Here is a 13,778-nt window from a genome sequence, read left to right as displayed (position 1 = left end):
CGTAATTCATGAGTAATGTAGCAATATTTTGCGCTTACCATATAAGGACAGCTAGGTGTGATTTAATGACCTCTTTTGAAAAATTTTTTAAATTTTTTCGGGTATGAAAAAAGCCCGCACAAAACATATAGTCTGTACGAGCCTTTAAAGCTAAAACATATTCAATTTTTAATAGTGTGCTATTAGGTGGGATTTGATTGCAAATAATTGTACTTAAAGCTTTCCATAACGCAAGCCCCCTTAAAGCACCGTATCAATGTTGGCATGGTTTTTCAAATTACTCTGAAAAATTATGAACTGTTCCTTTTGGAAATATAATTGTCAGTCTTGTATATTCTTTTTCCGTAGAAGCAATATCCAATTTCAATCCCAACCTATCGCATAATTTTTTAGATAGATACAGTCCCATACCTGTTGCATTTGCCTTGTTTCTGTTAGAACCAGTAAAGCCTTTTTCAAATACACGGGATAAATCAGACGTTTTTATTCCACAGCCATTATCTTCAATTACAAGCAGTATATTTGTTCCGTTGTCTTGACTGTATATCGTCAGTTTGTTTTCCTGCTTGTCAAAATACTTAATCGCATTTTGCACGATTTGAGATAGAATGAATGTCAGCCATTTTTCATCAGTATATACAACATTCTCTATGTCATGGATATTGATAATTACTTTCCTTTCCATAAGTGAATGACGAAATTTCAGAATGACATTATGTATCACTTCGTCTAACTGCAACTGTTTTACAAAATAGTCCTTTTCCGTATTTTCACTCCTTGCATAGTAGAGCATTTGTTCCACCAACTGAAATATCTTGTCTGTTTCTTTTTTTAACGTGTAATTTTTCGTATTATCGAACGTCAAAGACAATGCTCCTATCGGTATTTTAATTTCATGGGCGAAACTTTCCACATATTCTTGATAATCCTGCTTTTCCTCTGTGATTTTACCGATTTCATCATTCATAGATTTGCAGGCTTTTTTTAGTGCGTAGTAATAGGCTTCATTTTGAAATTCTTTTGGCTTTGGTAAAACATCTGCAATATAGTAGGTTTCTTCCAGTCCGTCTACTAAATCAATAATATGTTGCGAAGCCTTACGTTTCTTCCGATACAAACACCATTGAAAAAGCCCTTGTATGCTGATGAACAGAATTACCAGCAATACAACAAATAGCGTATCTACACCGTAGAAAATCAAGAGAAATGCTACTAAGGCAAGAAAGAAAAGCTGAAACAATATCTCTGTTATTTTTTCTTCTAAGAATGTAAAAAAGCTCACAGTTTCCAACCCTTTCCTCGTATATTTTCCAATAAATGAACAATACCGATTTCTTTCATTTTCTTTTTTAGACGGGTCATATTAACCAGTAATACATTTTCGTCTAAATAATATTTGTCGTTCCACAGCTTTTCCAATAGTTCTTCCTTACTGATAACTTTATCTTCGTTCATAAAGAAGTAGTATAAAATACGAAATTCATTTCTTGTCAATTCAATGCTTTTCTCTTGATACTTCAAAATAGATAAATGTAAATCAAGGGTACAATCTTTTTTAACAAGCTCACGGAAATTATTCGGGTTTGATAACTGCAATGCACGCTTGATCTTCTCAAGAAGAATAAGCGTGTCATACGGCTTTGTGATGAAGTCAATCCCACCCACTTGAATACTTTTCAATTCGTCAGCATTTGTATCTCTGCTTGTTACAAAGATAATCGGTACTGGCATGACTTGTTTTATTTTCCTGCATACTTCATAGCCATTCTCATACGGCAGGTTAATATCAAGCAGAACCAGTTCTATGGAATATTGCTTTAATTCATCTGTCAGGTTTCCAAAGTCAATCAATAAAACTGTTTCATATCCTTGTGTGTTCAATAATTTAGAAAGCTCCAAACGAGTGATTTCATCATCTTCGATAATTGCTATTCTCATTTCAACACCCCCTTGATTTACCATTATAATAATTTCACAGCAGGAGAGCTAGAAAAATCTAACTCTCCTCATTGATATTTCGTTTGAAACCGATATACGTTGCTATCCAGTAAATACTATAAATTAGGAAGAAGATAATTAAATTCAAGCCAAAGTACATTAGATAAAGGTGTTTATCTCCCAAAATTTGTTGATACACATTATTCAATGACGACATCATCACAAAAGAACATAATATTGCTGATATTGCAGGGACACAAAATAATATCAATAATTGTTTTCTGATTGTCTTAAATAGCGACTTATCATTTATTCCTAATCTTCGCAAGGTCAAGTAGCGATATTTGTATTTAGTAGAGTCGCTCAATGATTGAACTGCCAAAATTGTTCCTACTGCGGAAATCAAAATAAATGCAATGTACATAAACAGACTGGCTACTATTGCAACCATTGCTTTTTGTTGTTCTATTTCTGCACCTCTTACGTTTACTCTATACGACTCATCATTTATTTCTCCATTTTCATCAACCTTTACTAATTGATGTTGCATATCTTCTTTTATCTTATTTTCTAATTCTGCGTCTGTATCTTCTTTTGTATCTATAATCAAATGATTTTCTGATACTTCAAGTCCTTGAACATATTTATCTGGAAGTACAACAACAAATCTGCCAGTATTAGTTATAGAGTTCCAATAAGACTTAGTGTCATATCCTTTTAATTTCAAATTTTTATTTGCTACTGTTATGGTTTCAATATCTTTGTTATCTTCAACCTTATATGCAAACTTGCTATTTGTAACTATATAGTATTCGTTATCATTTAAAGAAAGCAACGGCATCTTTCTTAATTCCAGTAACCTATTATAATCACTTAACTTCAAGACTGGGTCAAAATCATAATATTCTGATTGGAAGAAATTTTGTACCTGATGATTCGGCTCTTTATAAATGTTGTACTCAATGGTATTAACAATCGTATATTCTTCTTCAATTACTCGAATATATTCATCAAATACCTGCTTATCATCAAAGAGTTGTACATCATATGGTGCATTTAAATTCACGCTGATATCATACGAAGCTTTGTTGATACTAGAATAATTCAGAGCCAGCAGTGAAGTTAAAATCAACATAGACAATGTACCAAATGTGAAGCTCATTGTTCTTGCTTTAGAAGCAAATGTTCTTGCTACAAACAGATTATCATTTTGATATTTCATTTTTTTATTCTTTAACAAAACAGTCAAGAACATATCTGCACAAGTTGTAGATATACCATAAATGCTGATAATCAACATGATTACGCTTACCATCAAATAAGTAAGTGTTTCTTGCTTATTAAAATTATCCATAGTACAACGTGAATTCCAGAGAAAAAGAGAAATCGCACCAAGAATAATACTTAAAACAAAAATGACATTTCTTTTTTTACTGTCACGGAACATTTTCTTTTCATTTTGTTTGTCAAAATAAAGAAAATCACGTATCGTCATTTTACTTATTCTTCTTAATAGATTAAGCAAAACCAAAACATAAATAGTTAAAAAATAAATTATCAATAGTCCAATAGAAACGAAATTCAAAGAAATAAAGAGAGTTTTTGGAATACCCAGTAAGTTTACAATTACTAACGACACAAACTGGCTGAATAAAAAGCCAATAGGAATAGCTAATACAAATGCTAAAATTCCCAACAGTATATTTTCAATTACAACTAAGTGGGCAATTTCTTTTTTCTTAATGCCAAGAAGCATATATGTTCCTAATTCTTTACTTCTTTTTTCAAACATAAATTTCGTTGTATAGTTGATCAAAAAGCATATCACAAAAATAATAAGAATATTTACAGCGAACAATGAATTCTTAAATGCATCCATACTGGAACATAACTTTACAATTTCATCAGAATTTGCCACCAAATTAAAAGCAAATATAAGAGAAAAGGATGCAGTAACGGTTATCAGATAAATCAAATAATCTTTAATATTTCTTTTTGTATTTCTATACGCTAACTTACCTAACATTTCCCACTTCACCTCCGAGCAAGGTTAATATATCCAGTATTTCATTGAAGAAATCTTTTCTGCTTTTTTCCCCTCTGAAAATTTCATTGAATATTTTACCGTCTTTCAAGAACAAAATACGTTCACAGAAAGACGCACTAAACGGGTCATGTGTTACCATTAAAATAGTAGCCTGCATTTTCTTGTTGATTTCAGACATTGTTTCCAGTAATAATCTGGAAGCTTTTGAGTCCAAAGCTCCCGTCGGTTCATCAGCTAAAATCAGTTTCGGTTCATTGATTAAGGCTCTAGCACAAGCACAACGCTGTTTTTGTCCGCCAGAAACTTCATAAGGAAATTTCGATAAAATATCACGAATACCCAATTTATCGGCGATAGAATGAACTCTTTTCTCAATATCAGTAGGGTTCTGTTTGTTGATAACCAATGATAAAGAAATGTTTTCTCCAATCGTTAAAGTATCTAAAAGGTTGAAATCTTGAAAAATGAACCCTAAATTTTCACGTCTGAAATCAGCAAAATCTTTATCCTTGATTTTGGTAATATCTTGATTATTGACTGTAATGTGTCCGCTGGTTACAGTATCAATCGTAGAGATACAGTTTAATAGGGTAGTCTTTCCAGAACCACTAGCTCCCATGATTGCGACAAATTCGCCCTTATCTACATACATAGAAATACCGTCTACTGCCTTTGTGATATTTCCAGAGTTACCCCCGTAGTATTTTTTTACTTGCTCTAAATTTAAAATGTGTTCCATTAAAAATCGCTCCTTTCTTCCTGCCACATTTATTTGTTTTGGAATACAATTAAATTATAGCAAGGGCAGTATTCAATTACACTTACAGTTTTGAAAGTAAACAGAGAGTAAAAGAGCCGTGATAATGCAGATCACAATTTTGTGAAGCATTTCCACGACCCTTTTATTATAATTTTGCCTTTGTCTTTTTCGTAATGATATAAATATATTCTTCTGGTGTAGGGCGTTTATTCCCAAAATACTTTTTGAAATTTGCCTGCACCTCTGGGTCGGTGCTATTCATAGCTTCATCAATCGTAGCTTCAATATCCGCCCGAACATCAGCCAATGATACACCGCCAGCTTTTGCACCAGCTTTCAATGCCTTTTTTATATCTCTTTTGTTCAGTCCTATCATATTCATACCTCAATTCTACTTTTTAAAGCTAATAAGTTTTCCATTGTATTTTACAATGATGAATATGATATAAAACACTCCTACAACAATCAAAATAAGACCTATGTAATAGCCTAATTCAGAATGAGAGATTAAATTGATAATCGGCATAACAAGAATACCAATACTAACCAGTAAAGTGCCTATTCCTATTTTTTTTGTAAACACCTTTTTATCTTTAGGGTCAAGTTGTGTATAATGATAACCATGTAATAAAGTAATATTCTCTTTTATACCTATTTGATAAGATGTAAAAAGTAAAAACAATCCTATAACTATTTCAACAATCAATTCCTCTAATTCCATAATCGTTCTCTCCTTTAATCAAAATAAAATAATTCTTCAAATTTTTTATCTAAAGCTATACAAAGCACTAATGCCAATTTTGCTGTTGGATTAAATTGTCCAGTCTCAATAGAACTAATTGTATTCCGAGAAACCCCGACTAGTTCAGCTAATTCTGTTTGTGATAATTTTTTTTCTTTTCGTACAGTTTTTAATCTGTTTCGCAAAATTAAATGTTCGTCCATTCTATAAATCTACCATTAAAAATTTATAAAAGTAATACCCCATAAATAGAAAAAAGAATAAAGCAATAACAAATTTGGATTTATTTTTTGAAATATGTGCTTCATAACCCATAGAGCCAAATGCCACAGACCCAATAATTGTCATTATGTCATAGTAAGGTTCTTTACAAACTGCTTTAATGAAAAGAATTAAAATGCAGATAAATAAAACAAACATTAAGCCAAAAGATTTCCCTTGAAGTTTAATATGTTTTTCGTATTCATCAAGATATAGATTCTCTTTTTTGTTTTGTGATAGTATTTTTTCTTTATCCATTATATAACGCTCCCTTCAAATAATACCAAGTACACTTGTCATTTATATTATAGCATTCGGTCATTACAAGTCAATATTTTTGCACAGTTTTCTTGTCGTTTTGTAAAAGCGTGCAAATCTGATAGGAAATGCACGCTATATCATTTATCCTACAATCTTCCAGTTACTATCCTTATGTAGCACAAGCTCATACTGCGATACCTGCGTCGCTTTTGTCTGATTATCAATGAATTTTACCGCAACCTTGACTTTCACATTGTCGCCGTCCTTTATAAAGATAGGGTTTACCAGTTCAGAATAAAGGTAGTCCCTGCCGATAGGTTCAATCACATTTCCCAATACATAGTAAGCAAGCTCTTTTTCCGTCGCTGTTGGGTACAGCTTAAAGAATGTTTCCAGAAAAGCGGTAGCGTCATTTACCGTATCAGCGTCCACGCTTGCGTCTGCTTCTGGTGTCTTAGGCTCATAGTCTGATTTTTCAACTGCTGGTGCAAGGGTAGGGTTTTGAACGATTACCATATCCCCGTCTGCGTCCACATAGACTTTTACAGTATAGGTTGCTTTCACATTGCTTGTCTGTTCTCCCTCTTTTATCTGCTGATCTACTTCGTAGGTAGCAGAAAAAGTGTCCGCTCCCGATTGCTCGATATGCCATACAATCACATCTGTAACCGTGGAGCTGGTCGGTATATCGGTTCTAATGGTGTCTACATTTAAGTCCTGCAATTCCTTTGTCAGATAACCGCTGATTGCCTGCGTCCTTGCTTCGATAGCTTCTTTGCTGTTATCCCATGTGTAATAGGACTTCGCAAAGTTTTTCACGAAATTTTCTATCCCGTTGGTGTCCTGCAAGCAAAGTTCAATGATTTCTTTTTCATGGGTGGTGTGCTGGTCGATAGCCGTAAAATTCTTATACACCCCAAAGCTCACGCTTGCGACAAGCACCACCCACAACGCAATCACGGTTTTCTTATGTGTGCCTACCTTGACAGTACGCACCTTTTTTTCTTTTGGTTCTTTGATAGTTTCTGTCTGTTTCTTATTCTTCTTAAACATATTTTTCAAGTCCTTTCTATTGTTTTACTCGTCCTGCACCGATTAAGTGCTGTTGCCAGTAACTACTACTTAGGTCTGCATATCCTATCGGGTCGCCTGCGTGGTACATCTGTGTCGGCGAAACAAGAATACCGACGTGTGTTACATACGAACCAGCGTTATAGGTGGAATGGAAAAACACCAAATCGCCTGCTTTTGCCTGCGAGAGTGGCAGATGTTGGGTTGCGTCATACTGTGCTTGTGCTGTTCTCGGTAAGGAGATACCAGCTTTTCCATAGCACCATTGCGTCAATCCCGAACAATCAAAGGAAGTATTCGGGTTACTGCCACCATACACATACTTCCAGCCTTGATATTTCAACGCTTCATTCATTACCTTTTGTGCCAGTTCTCCCGATACCTGCGGAACTGCTAAATACTGATTGACTACTTCCACATAGAACATATTTCCATAGCCATACCGCCAGCCCCCATTCTTAGCAACGGCTATCGGGTTGGTGTAGGTTACTTTCTTTCCACCCGATTTCTCACGGGCGAAGCTCTCTGCAAGATTAAAAGTGTGTTTTTTTCCTTTTCCTGCCACATATCCCACATAGCCACCGCCATAGTTATAAGACTGTATCGCTACATTCAAGTCGTCGATACCTTGATTTTTGCAGGAAGAAAGCAGGGACGCAAAATACTTACACCCCTGCTTGATTGAGCTTTCCGTATCTAAGGAATTAGGCGGTAAACCAAGACTTTCCGAACTCTGCATAACATCTTCTGCCGTACCGCCACTTTCTACTTGAATGATAGCAAGTAACACATTGACATACTCGGAGATACCGTTTTCTCTGGCGTATTTTTCTACCATAGGCTGATGTTTCAAGACTTCTGCGGATAGGTTCATACCCGTAATGCCAGAAGAAAAATTGCTGTTCTCGTCGTCGCTGTCCGCACTAATGAGGACGCCAAAGAAAAGCACCAGAGAAAAGAGGATAGGAAACAGACTGCCAATGATAGCGATATGTTTCAGTTTCATTTTTTCTTCTGTCCTTTCTTCGTTACAAGGTTACGGGTTTTCTCTATGGTCTGCTGGTTCTTCTGGACGCTCTGGGTCTGCTGAACCTTTATCCTGCGGTCTTTGGTGTCATTCTGGCGTGTTTCCTGCGATACCACTTTTTCTACATTCTGCCTATGTACTGTCTGTGTAGGCTGGGGTGCTTTCTTATCAGAAGCACCAGAAGATAACGGACGCTCTTTGATAACATTTGTCTTGACTGGCTCACTTGCTTTCGGAGTTGGAGCTGTGGCTGGGCGTTTGACTTCCTGCATTTTTTCAACACTCGGCTTTGGAATGGTTGAAGCTGTGACTGGTCGCTCATGGGGACGGGTAGCTCCCGTTGTCGCTGATCCGTCAGCCTTTCGCTGTACCTGCCTTGCTTCTTGTGCCTTTTGAAGCTCCATACGTTTGTCAGCGATATTTTTCTTACGCTGTTCCTGCTTTTCCAAGCGTCCCGTCTGTCTGGACTGCTGTTCCTGCACCATGCCACGCTTGAAGTCGGACACGCTGGACTTTGCCTTTTCCTTTGCGGAATACACCGCATAAGCGGTCTGTGTCGGCATATCCTTGATATTCTCTTTGACAGCGTTTGCCTTGTCTTTCACTTTATTTTTCGTATCTAAAACAGCACCGACTTTTGAACCTGCACGCTGTCCCATGCTGGAAGTGGTATTGCCCCGATTTTCTTTAGAAGCCGTATTTTTTCTTTCGGCTCTCTTGCCAGCAACGGCACTTCCAGCCACCGCACCAGCTACACCGCCCGAAATACCGCCAGCACTTACCGCCCTTGCAATACGGTGTTCCATACGCCTAGCCCGATGTCGCATAAACAGATACGGTCTGCGGAATATGCGTCGTCCCATGCTTTGACTGTCGCCAGCATTAAGTGAGAACATACTCATTAAGTCGCCCAGCTTCATGTAGATACCAGCGAAACATACTATCTGCAAGAACGCCACCATAAAGAATGGGTAGTCTGTGGAAATGTTGTAAAACATACTGGAAATACTAAATGCCACCGTTACAATGAGCGTTATTCCTGCCCGTGTCATTATGGTATTAAATACTCTCACGATTGCCTGCTTTGCCATGCTTTCATAGCTCGGTATCATGGAAAGTAAAAAACTGATAGGTAAAAACATTGCAAAGATAATAAAAAGTATCTGGCTGAACAACATCATGCCCGTAAGCAAGAATACAAATATCGTGATACCCAAGTTAAAGAACAAGAGGAAGAACACCATACCCAAACGGTTCACGACCTGCGGTATTGTCAGATTGTTATTGTCGTTGTCCTCGATTTCTGTTTTCACGACTTCCTCTCTGGTTTTCCCGTCCTCGTCCTCTGGACTTGCCGATACGAGAGCTTCTACACGGTCTGTCCCGATTTCTTCTGCGTTGCTGTTCCCGAATTGAAGCAAGAGCCACGGCTGTTCCACTTGAATAGAAAATAGGCTGTCCCGTATCAAGTCCACGCTGTCCTTACCCTCGCTGTCGGAGTTAGGGAGCATGATTTTTGTTCCCAAATCCAAAGAAGCGGTACTGATGTCTGATGAAAATTCATTTATCTTCTTGATATAGTCGGGAGCATAAGCAATAAATGAAGCGGACAGCACGAACACCACCACAAAGTTGATAACAGCGTGAAGTGCTTTGCTGGTTTCCCGTTTTATCAGTCCCGTATAAGCAACGTACATTCCCACCACTAAGATAATGAGAAGCAGGAAACCAACATAGAAGCCCGTAGAAGAAAAGCCGTTCTCGGTAACGCCTGCAAGGGTCTGTATGCTCTTTCCGATACTGTCTGCCATATCATTGATGAAGTCCAGCTTATAGGCTTCCTGCACCACATAGCCCGTTGCATTACTCAAATACAAACTGATAGTCCAGACAAAGTTGGTAATGCAGTACAGCCCGTATTGTACCGATTTTCCGATACCGTCGAGCCAGTTCCACGGAAGCCACGACCAGCTATTATCGACGAAAAAATCAAGCTGGTAGTTGGAAAGGGGATATTTTGAATAAAGATTTTCTGCGTTTATGGTATCGTCTACAAGCCCCGTCGCATGAGCCACCGTCCCCAAAAGTGAAAGCAGGATAAGGGAGAGTGCCACCACGAACAGAGCCATTTTGAGAAAGTGGAAAATCTTCTTTTTTGTGAACACACCTTTTATCCTTTCTTTCATCACTCCACCTCATTTCTCTGTACGGGCGGTCTGGTATCAAAGGCGTGTAGCAGTTCTTCAAAGACTGGGTGTATCTGCACCACACCGACACGCCCGTATAAGTCCTGCAATAAGCATTGTCCGTTCTCCAAATCACGCAAGCGTTTCTGGTTGTTCTCATCGTCCTTGTCGATACCGAAAAACTCTAAGGTCTGCTTTATCTCGTTTATATCCGTGCTTCTAAATGCAAACTTTAAGCCGATATTGTTTTTCAGACTTTCCTTTGACACGTCATAGGCAGACTGGGTAACGAAATAAACGCCTGCCTGCATAGCTCGCCCAGCACGAACCAGCTTATTTGATAAGGTTTCTCCTTGTGCCACATTTAAGAACGCCCACGCTTCGTCTAAATCGACAATCTTAAAAATGCTTCTGTCCGAATGGATAAAATCAAGGGCAAAGGTACTAATCACAATCAGCATAGACACAGACAACAATTCAATGGTCGTGTATTCTTCAAAAGTGGTATCTTTATCTGGCAGTACAAGGTCGGCTACTTGAATGATATTGAGCTGATTATCCAGACTGATAGCATTTTCTACCGTACCGTCTGAAAACAGCAGGTGTGCAAAGTCGTAGTCCGTGAAGCTGTCGATATGGTCTGCGATATTTCTTGATATGGGCGTATCTTCACGGCGTAGCTCGTCTATCACATGGAGCAAGCCCCGACTGTCGCTCTGGGTAACGGAGCGTACTGCCTTACGAAGTACGGGGAATTTTTCGCCGTCCCTTGAAGAAATACCCGTAAGGAATGTTAAGATGTCGATTGCCAGACTTTCAGCGTCTTTTACATTCTTCATAATCACAAACGGGTCAAGAAGCCCTGCATTGTCCTTATCGCTGGTAAGATTTACGATATTGATTTCATGTGCAATCTCTGGGAGCGTTTCTTTCCAGTTACCACGCTCACTTTTAGGGTCTAACAGAAGTGCTTGACCGCCAAACAGCACCGCATAATATACCAGAAGATTGTTACAGAACGATTTCCCACCGCCAAGCGAACCGACAAAAGCAGACGCTAAAGCGTTGGTAACTGTACCTTTTACACCTTGACTGGCAAGGGACGGTTGCAGGTACACATTTCTTCCCGTATCAACAGAATAGCCCATATAGATACCCGTAGTTTCTCCTAACTGCTGTGTCGCACCAAAGCCAAGCCCAGCTAAAAAATCTGATTTTACATACTGCACATAGTCATTGATATATCGCTTGCTGGCTGGTAAAAATTCAGAATGAAGCCCCAGCATATCCCCAGCAGGACGCACCAGCTTTACATTGAGGTCGTCGTAAAAGTCCTTGACTTCATCACAACGGCGTTTCAGCTCGTCAAGATCGGGTGCAGACACCCGTATGACGTAGCTTAACTTATACATACTTTCTTTTGTCTGGTCTAAATCAGTTTCCAGCTCGTCCACGCTGTCTAAAGCGTCCACCACATTTGAGCTGGTTTCACTTCCTGCTTGATAGGCGTGATTATCAAGGTCTTTCAGTTCCTTTTTCTTGTTGCGGACGGTCGTTAATGCTTTCCGATTTTCCACGATTTCTACATTCATGCTCGTATCAACGGGGAATGTGAATTGCTGTTGCTGGAAATAGAAGATTTCAGACGACGGAAAATCAAGCTCTCCTACAATCGCATTGACGGTAAAATAGGACACATAGCTTTCCTTGTCCTCATGTTCCAATCGTAAATACCGCTGGCTTTCCTCAATCACACACCTTGTCGGACGGATAAGGTCGTAGTATTTTATCAGCGTCTCTTTGTTCAATTTTTTCTTTGGTAGCTGGTACTCATAATCTTCATAAGCGATACCGTCCCTGCCGTAAAGATGTTCTATGAGATACCCGAAGTCGTTTGTTTCCAAGCGTCGCACCTTGAAACGACGGGATATTTTGTTTTCCAGTAACTTTTCCATTTTCATGTAGCGGTTGATTTCATCATTCGGCATGGAAACAAAATCATTCATCAGCGTGTGGTTCACTTCATGGAGAAATTCCGTGAACGTCAGCCATGCCGATTTTTTAATATTCTTCAGATTGAGTTGTTCTTCTGTAACCATGAGCTTAAAGCCAAGAAAAAAGCGGTAGTCCACTTGATTGTCCCCAATCATAGATACTAACGCTTCGGTCTGTTCGTCTATTTTCTGGACTGCCACCTCACGAAGTTTCCCCGTTACCAGTTTCTTTGACTGCTCCTGCATACTGCGGATTGAGCTTTCCGTGGCAATCTGCAACGCATGAATTTTACCCTCACGGGACTGTGCGATAAGCTGGCGAAAGCTGTCATGCACAATAAATTTCTGCTCTGCGGATAAGAAAGAATAGTTGTACGGTATCAGCTCATAGTAAGCGAATACCTCATTGTCCTTGTTCCAGACAAGGTTGTTGTCAATATATTTTATCGGGAACATCGTTCACACTCCTTACTGCCGTGATTGTTTCATTCAAGGTCTGCTTATGCAGTTTTACGGCTTTTCCTGCATAAGTGATTTTCGGTCGCAGGGCATAGGTTATCTGTGATTTCAAAAAGCTGTACGGCTTCTTTCCGTCAAAGGTTTTCTGCGACATAAACCAAGTGAGAGCAACGGGAATACCGAAATATTTGAGAAATGCTCCCTCAATCATGGAAAGTGGGGGAATATCCCCAAACAGAATGATGATAAATTCCGTAATCACAAACCATGTAATCTGTGTAAAGGTAACGGGAAAGGGTAAGTTAAAGTCATTGATTGCATACAAGACTTTTTCCACGTTCCAGATACCCGTATAAGATTTAATCTTTTTCAAGTTCTTTCAGCTCCTTTCAAAATAGAAAAGGACAGCCATTTTCAGACTGTCCCTTAAAAGAGAAATACGCTGTCAGTAGCAACAATGCTTGTCGCTGATCTTCCAGCGTTAGTATGGTATCTCGCACATACCTCGGCTTGTTTCAATAAAGCAACCGCCCATATCCAAATCTCGCCCGTAGGCTTCATAGTCAATGTAGTTCTGTAAGCTGGGTGGAATATCCCCAAGTGCCTGCAATTCGTCTATGTAGTAATAGGCAACATCTGTCATGGTTTCACAGTCGGGATAATAATAAATGTCGTCCTTGTGTTCCACGACTTCTTCCAGCGTCCCGTAGTGGCTGATAAATTCGTCCAGACATTCTACGATATAGTCGGGAAGTTCCTCTATCATTTCATACATAGAGTTCAGTTCTTCAATGGAAACATACTCACCAATCGCAATCGGGAAGTTGTCGGTATCATGGATAGCGTATTCCTCATACTGTTCATTCAAGCCGATTTTTTCTTTTACATCTTCCTCGTCAATAGGAAATGTGAACCATGCTCCGACTAAATAGCCCTCATTGTATTTGCCAAGATTTGCAATATAAACCGCCATATCATCAATCATAAGCACCACGTATAATCCAATTATCTTAGATGGTAATTGGATTTTTC

At 38.7% G+C, this 13,778-nt stretch carries 14 protein-coding genes; all 14 read right to left on the bottom strand.

Going from position 1 to position 13,778, the window contains the following annotated elements:
- Positions 1 to 277 precede the first annotated feature (277 nt).
- Entirely contained in the window at positions 278 to 1,282 is a 1,005-nt protein-coding gene (locus tag PGS38_RS16945) for a sensor histidine kinase (RefSeq protein ID WP_007286197.1), read from the bottom strand.
- Positions 1,279 to 1,938 carry a response regulator transcription factor gene (locus tag PGS38_RS16940; protein ID WP_015517518.1) on the bottom strand — a complete coding sequence of 220 codons (660 nt, stop codon included), beginning with the start codon at positions 1,936 to 1,938 and terminating at the stop codon, positions 1,279 to 1,281. Before PGS38_RS16940 ends, PGS38_RS16945 begins: the two co-directional genes overlap by 4 nt.
- 58 nt (positions 1,939 to 1,996) lie before the next feature.
- A complete protein-coding gene (locus PGS38_RS16935; protein WP_007286199.1) occupies positions 1,997 to 3,964 on the bottom strand; it encodes an ABC transporter permease in 1,968 nt (655 codons plus the stop codon).
- Positions 3,954 to 4,724: an ABC transporter ATP-binding protein gene (locus tag PGS38_RS16930; RefSeq protein WP_118641307.1), complete on the bottom strand. Its 771-nt coding sequence runs from the start codon at positions 4,722 to 4,724 to the stop codon at positions 3,954 to 3,956. Before PGS38_RS16930 ends, PGS38_RS16935 begins: the two co-directional genes overlap by 11 nt.
- Positions 4,725 to 4,890: 166 nt before the next feature.
- Positions 4,891 to 5,121, bottom strand: a complete 231-nt coding sequence (locus tag PGS38_RS16925; RefSeq protein WP_003060191.1) for a hypothetical protein — start codon at positions 5,119 to 5,121, stop codon at positions 4,891 to 4,893.
- A gap of 15 nt (positions 5,122 to 5,136) precedes the next feature.
- Positions 5,137 to 5,466: a DUF3784 domain-containing protein gene (locus PGS38_RS16920; RefSeq protein ID WP_003061243.1), complete on the bottom strand. Its 330-nt coding sequence runs from the start codon at positions 5,464 to 5,466 to the stop codon at positions 5,137 to 5,139.
- A 14-nt stretch (positions 5,467 to 5,480) separates the two neighbouring features.
- Positions 5,481 to 5,690: a helix-turn-helix transcriptional regulator gene (locus tag PGS38_RS16915; RefSeq protein WP_005342572.1), complete on the bottom strand. Its 210-nt coding sequence runs from the start codon at positions 5,688 to 5,690 to the stop codon at positions 5,481 to 5,483.
- A 1-nt stretch (position 5,691) separates the two neighbouring features.
- Positions 5,692 to 6,006 carry a DUF6442 family protein gene (locus PGS38_RS16910; RefSeq protein WP_118641305.1) on the bottom strand — a complete coding sequence of 105 codons (315 nt, stop codon included), beginning with the start codon at positions 6,004 to 6,006 and terminating at the stop codon, positions 5,692 to 5,694.
- Between the two features lie 144 nt (positions 6,007 to 6,150).
- The gene (locus PGS38_RS16905) at positions 6,151 to 7,062 is read right to left on the bottom strand and encodes a conjugal transfer protein (protein WP_003062215.1); all 912 of its coding nucleotides are present in this window, start codon (positions 7,060 to 7,062) and stop codon (positions 6,151 to 6,153) included.
- A gap of 16 nt (positions 7,063 to 7,078) precedes the next feature.
- On the bottom strand, positions 7,079 to 8,086 hold the full coding sequence (locus PGS38_RS16900) for a bifunctional lytic transglycosylase/C40 family peptidase (RefSeq protein ID WP_003059774.1): 1,008 nt from the start codon (positions 8,084 to 8,086) through the stop codon (positions 7,079 to 7,081).
- Complete coding sequence (locus tag PGS38_RS16895) at positions 8,083 to 10,293, bottom strand: CD3337/EF1877 family mobilome membrane protein (RefSeq protein ID WP_003060083.1); 2,211 nt, start codon at positions 10,291 to 10,293, stop codon at positions 8,083 to 8,085. The genes PGS38_RS16900 and PGS38_RS16895 overlap by 4 nt, the downstream gene beginning before the upstream one ends.
- Positions 10,293 to 12,743 (bottom strand): conjugal transfer ATPase TcpF, encoded by a 2,451-nt coding sequence (gene tcpF / locus PGS38_RS16890; protein ID WP_118641303.1) that lies wholly within the window; start codon positions 12,741 to 12,743, stop codon positions 10,293 to 10,295. Before tcpF ends, PGS38_RS16895 begins: the two co-directional genes overlap by 1 nt.
- Positions 12,721 to 13,119, bottom strand: a complete 399-nt coding sequence (locus PGS38_RS16885) for a conjugal transfer protein (RefSeq protein WP_003865505.1) — start codon at positions 13,117 to 13,119, stop codon at positions 12,721 to 12,723. Before PGS38_RS16885 ends, tcpF begins: the two co-directional genes overlap by 23 nt.
- A gap of 108 nt (positions 13,120 to 13,227) precedes the next feature.
- Positions 13,228 to 13,731, bottom strand: coding sequence for an antirestriction protein ArdA (locus tag PGS38_RS16880; protein ID WP_003417623.1), 504 nt, complete (start codon positions 13,729 to 13,731; stop codon positions 13,228 to 13,230).
- Positions 13,732 to 13,778: the final 47 nt, after the last annotated feature.

This window comes from Fusicatenibacter saccharivorans, assembly GCF_027667425.1.
Classification (GTDB): Bacteria; Bacillota; Clostridia; order Lachnospirales; family Lachnospiraceae; genus Fusicatenibacter; species Fusicatenibacter saccharivorans.
The sequence above is the reverse complement of the archived record's forward strand: the minus strand, read 5'-3'. Positions and strand labels throughout refer to the sequence as shown.

What these genes read in the sequence shown, in the direction of transcription:
- PGS38_RS16940 (WP_015517518.1), bottom strand. Translation starts at nt 1,938, where the DNA reads ATGAGAATAGCAATTATCGAAGATGATGAAATCACTCGTTTGGAGCTT.
- PGS38_RS16935 (WP_007286199.1), bottom strand. Translation starts at nt 3,964, where the DNA reads ATGTTAGGTAAGTTAGCGTATAGAAATACAAAAAGAAATATTAAAGAT.
- PGS38_RS16930 (WP_118641307.1), bottom strand. Translation starts at nt 4,724, where the DNA reads ATGGAACACATTTTAAATTTAGAGCAAGTAAAAAAATACTACGGGGGT.
- PGS38_RS16925 (WP_003060191.1), bottom strand. Translation starts at nt 5,121, where the DNA reads ATGATAGGACTGAACAAAAGAGATATAAAAAAGGCATTGAAAGCTGGT.
- PGS38_RS16920 (WP_003061243.1), bottom strand. Translation starts at nt 5,466, where the DNA reads ATGGAATTAGAGGAATTGATTGTTGAAATAGTTATAGGATTGTTTTTA.
- PGS38_RS16915 (WP_005342572.1), bottom strand. Translation starts at nt 5,690, where the DNA reads ATGGACGAACATTTAATTTTGCGAAACAGATTAAAAACTGTACGAAAA.
- PGS38_RS16910 (WP_118641305.1), bottom strand. Translation starts at nt 6,006, where the DNA reads ATGGATAAAGAAAAAATACTATCACAAAACAAAAAAGAGAATCTATAT.
- PGS38_RS16905 (WP_003062215.1), bottom strand. Translation starts at nt 7,062, where the DNA reads ATGTTTAAGAAGAATAAGAAACAGACAGAAACTATCAAAGAACCAAAA.
- PGS38_RS16900 (WP_003059774.1), bottom strand. Translation starts at nt 8,086, where the DNA reads ATGAAACTGAAACATATCGCTATCATTGGCAGTCTGTTTCCTATCCTC.
- PGS38_RS16895 (WP_003060083.1), bottom strand. Translation starts at nt 10,293, where the DNA reads ATGAAAGAAAGGATAAAAGGTGTGTTCACAAAAAAGAAGATTTTCCAC.
- tcpF (WP_118641303.1), bottom strand. Translation starts at nt 12,743, where the DNA reads ATGTTCCCGATAAAATATATTGACAACAACCTTGTCTGGAACAAGGAC.
- PGS38_RS16880 (WP_003417623.1), bottom strand. Translation starts at nt 13,731, where the DNA reads ATGATTGATGATATGGCGGTTTATATTGCAAATCTTGGCAAATACAAT.